3 protein-coding genes are annotated in these 3,218 nt (G+C 68.2%); all 3 read left to right on the forward strand.

Annotation, left to right across the window (positions count from 1 at the left end; genetic code table 11):
• On the forward strand, nucleotides 1–2,106 hold a 2,106-nt coding region (locus ELR45_RS20220), incomplete at its 5' end, for an NHL domain-containing protein (RefSeq protein WP_205856934.1).
• A gap of 110 nt (nucleotides 2,107–2,216) precedes the next feature.
• Nucleotides 2,217–3,017, forward strand: coding sequence for an HAD family hydrolase (locus ELR45_RS20225; RefSeq protein ID WP_129668128.1), 801 nt, complete (start codon nucleotides 2,217–2,219; stop codon nucleotides 3,015–3,017).
• A gap of 33 nt (nucleotides 3,018–3,050) precedes the next feature.
• Nucleotides 3,051–3,218, forward strand: a 168-nt coding sequence (locus tag ELR45_RS42850) for an HAD family hydrolase (RefSeq protein ID WP_205856984.1), incomplete at its 3' end; no start/stop codon positions are given.

Raw genomic sequence — 3,218 nt, forward strand, 5'->3', positions numbered from 1 at the left:
GGCGACGAGGCCACCTATACCGAAGAAGGCGGCGACTCCGGTGACGGCGGGCCGGCGCTGGACGCTGCGCTCGGCGGACGCTTGAAGATCGATGTCGGCCTCGACGCGCAGCTGTACGTCTCCGACCTGGCGAACAAGAACCTGCGGGTGGTCGGCACTGATGGTGTGATCGACACGATCACGGACGCCATTGTCCCGCTGGAAGGGCTGCAGGCCGGCGAGGAGCGGCCGGTGACGGCGGTTAACGACGACGGGACGCTCTACGCTTCCAACGGCGTCGTCGTCCAGCGGATGGACGCGGACAGCGGCGAGTTCACGACGATCGCCGGCGGCGGTGCATTCAGCCTCGACGACGGCAGCGACCGGCCGGCCACCGAGGCGGCGTTGCGGATCACCGACATGGCGGTGAGCGGAGGTACCGCCTACGTCGCCCACCGCGCTGGCACGTTCGACTGGCGGGTCCGTGCGATCGACGAGGACGGCACGATCACCACGGTCGCCGGAGGCGGAGAACTAGGGTTACAGGCCAGCGAGGGGCAGACCGCGACCGAAGCGCAGTTGACCGACATCACGAGCCTCGCCGTCGACTCGCGCGGCACGATCTACCTCGCGGAAGACGTCGCGGAAGGTCCACAGGACGACGGTACATACAGCCGCAAGGGATGGTACATCCGCAAGGTCGACGAAGACGGGACCATCAGTACCGTGCTGGGCGACGCCGGGTCAGGCTTCTCCGGAGACGGCGGTCCCGCCGCCGAAGCCGAGATCGACCAGGGCATGGGCGACATGGCACTGGCCGTCGACGCCGAGGACCGGCTGCTGTTCATCGACGGCAGCAACCATGGTAACAACGTGGTGCGCAGGATCGACGGCGACGGCGTCATCACCTCGATTGCTCCTGCCTGGTACTTGGCTCAGGACATCGCCGTCGGTCCGGACGGTCACCTCTACTTCGCTGCCCCGGGGCGCGTGTTCGTGATGGCCCTGAACGAGAACGGCCTCCCCGTCGAACACGGCATCGGTGAACGGCCCGCGCCAAAACCGGCGGATGACCCGTGGGCCGACGAGGAAGCGGGAACCGTCCTGACCGTGGCCGACGCGGACTCCACCGAGGTCGTCGGCGAACCGAGGGGGCTCGCGGTAGGCGCCGATGGCACGATCCACGTCGTCGGGTCCCGAGACGACTCCGTACTGACCATCGATACGGAGGGAGAGACCGCGCGCCTCCCCACCGGTGTGGGTACGACGTACCCGCCTGACCTCACACTGACGGATGTCGAAGTGGGCACCGACGGAAGCGTCTACGTCGCCGTGGGTGGGGCGGTGTTGCGGATCTACCCGGACGCGTCCACGGCCGTCGTCGCCGGGAACGGAAGCCGGAGGGCCGGTGTGCGGGGCAACCAGGGGTATGAGGGCCAGCTGGCCATCACGGCGGCTGTGGACGAGATCCGGTTGGCCTCCGGGTGGGACGGCACGCTTTACCTCGCCGATAGCTTGTCCAACCGGGTGTACGAGCTCGGTGAGGACGGCAGGCTGTCCACCCTCGCCGAACACGGCTTCACGCTTCCAGGCGGGCTGGCTGTCGGCCCGGACGGTCACATCTACGTGGGCGACGAGCATTCCGAGCAGCTCAGAGAGATCGCACCTCACGGCGAGGTGTCCATCGTCGCCGGACGGGGATTGCCGACTGACGACGATCCGGGCGGTGGCGGCTCGGACGGAGGAACGAATCTGATCTCGCCGTCTGACGTGGCGGTGGACCGCGACGATACGGCCTACCTCGCCACCTCGCGGGGGATCAAGCGAATCGATGCTGACGGTGAAGTCGAGACCGTAGTCCAGCCACCCGATGAGAACGCCACGGACCCCGTCCGCCTGGCCAACCTTGGCTTCGATGCGCATGGAAACCTCTACTTCACTGAGACCCCCGGCGGCCGCGTCCGGGTGATGGTCAGGCCCGGCGAGATCAGCGACCCGTTCCCCTGGGGCATAGTCTCGGCCAGCTCGGCCGCCGCAGTGCTGGTGGTCGTCGGTTCCTGCGTCGTCGTGATTCGACGCCGTCGAAGGGCTCCTCGCACTCCCGCCCTATTCACACCGCGGGACTGAGCCGACGCGCGACGTGGTGAGCTTGACCACGTGCCCGGGGGATCTCCCCAGGTGACGAAGGTGTGGCTCACCTGTGGGCATGGACCGCCTGTCAGGATTGTCGGGTGCCCATGTCGCCGCGTACGTCTCCTCGTGTCGTCGCCACCGACCTCGATGGCACGCTGCTGCGCAGCGACGGATCGGTCTCCCTGCGTTCTGTCGCCGCTCTTCGCCTCGCGGAGGAGGCCGGCGCCGTGGTGGTGTTCGTCACGGGACGGCCTCCGCGCGGGCTCGCTCCCGTGCAGGATGCGCTCGGGTCGCACGGGCTGGCGATATGTCTCAACGGCGCGATGGTGTACGACGCCCTCGGTCGGCGGATCGTCGAACAGGAGGAGCTTTCGGCGGAGACGGCCATGAAGGTGGCGCATGCCCTGCGAGAAGACTTCCCAGGGGTCACGTTCGCTATCGAGCGCGGTTGCGTTTACGGGAAGGAGCCGCTGTTTCCACGCAGGGTGCCTCTGCCCGAGGGCGGGTTCGAGGCGGAGCTGGAGGAGCTGCTGGCCGCGCCGGTGGCGAAGCTGGTCGCACAGGATCCGAGCGTCGAGCCGGCCGAGTTCGTCGGCCGCGGCATCTGTGCTGTCGGAGGCCTGACCACTGCCACCTTCCCGGACTATCGTGCGTTGCTGGAGATCAGTGCGCTCGGCGTATCGAAAGCCTCTGCCCTGGCGAAGTTCTGCGCCGACCTGGGGGTCGGCCCGGAGCAGGTGGTGGCCTTCGGAGACATGCCGAACGACCTGCTCATGCTGGAGTGGGCAGGCACCTCGTTCGCGATGGCCGACGCGCATCCTGACGCCGTACGCGCCGCGGACCTGCGTTGTGGCGGCAACGACGACGACGGCGTCGCACAGGTCCTTGAGCGGCTGTTCGGCTGAGCATCTCCGGTCGGTACCTGGCAGACTCGTAGGGTGCATCTCTCTGAGCAGCCGCCCCGAGTCGTCGCCACTGATCTGGATGGAACCTTGCTCCGCAGCGACGGCTCGGTCTCGCCGCGCACGCTTGCCGCGCTGCGCCGAGCGGAGGACGCCGGCGCCACGGTGATCTTCGTCTCGGGGCGTCCGCCGCGCTGGTTGGAC

Origin of the sequence: Phytoactinopolyspora endophytica, assembly GCF_004138495.1 — a bacterium.
Taxonomy (GTDB): domain Bacteria; phylum Actinomycetota; class Actinomycetes; order Jiangellales; family Jiangellaceae; genus Phytoactinopolyspora; species Phytoactinopolyspora endophytica.

Coding starts and splice junctions, on each gene's coding strand:
- ELR45_RS20225 (WP_129668128.1), top strand. CDS start 2,217: ATGTCGCCGCGTACGTCTCCTCGTGTCGTCGCCACCGACCTCGATGGC.